General features: G+C 62.2%; 1 protein-coding gene. It reads right to left on the reverse strand.

The features are described 5' to 3' along the window. Positions 1-149: 149 nt before the first annotated feature. A partial coding sequence (locus tag AC1DH9_RS31110) for a helix-turn-helix domain-containing protein (RefSeq protein ID WP_477809582.1) occupies positions 150-386 on the reverse strand: 237 nt, incomplete at its 5' end.

The following is a 386-nucleotide window of genomic DNA, read 5'->3' on the forward strand; positions in this document are numbered from 1 at the left end:
GCGCGGTGAAGACCTGGACATCGACCTGACTCAGGAACGATCGATAACCTGCTCCCGCACCAAAATGCTCGTGACCTTCACCCCCGATCGCTCGAAATACTTTAACCAGCCGTCGGAAATGGAAACCCGGGAGCAGGGAGTCAGCTGACTCAAACCTCCTCAACCACACTCTCCCGCGAAAACCGCTCGCGATACGCCTGCGGAGTCACGCCCATGGCCCGCAGGAAACTGCGGCGCAGGGTTTCTTCGCTGCCGAACCCGCATTGCACGGCGATCCGTTTGATCGGCACTCCGGTGTCACTCAGCAATCGCCGTGCGGTTTCGACGCGGATCAGTTCGATGGCCCGCGCCGGGGTCTGGCCGGTGTCGGCGCGATAGTGCCGGAC

Source organism: Pseudomonas sp. 05T35 (assembly GCF_056396605.1).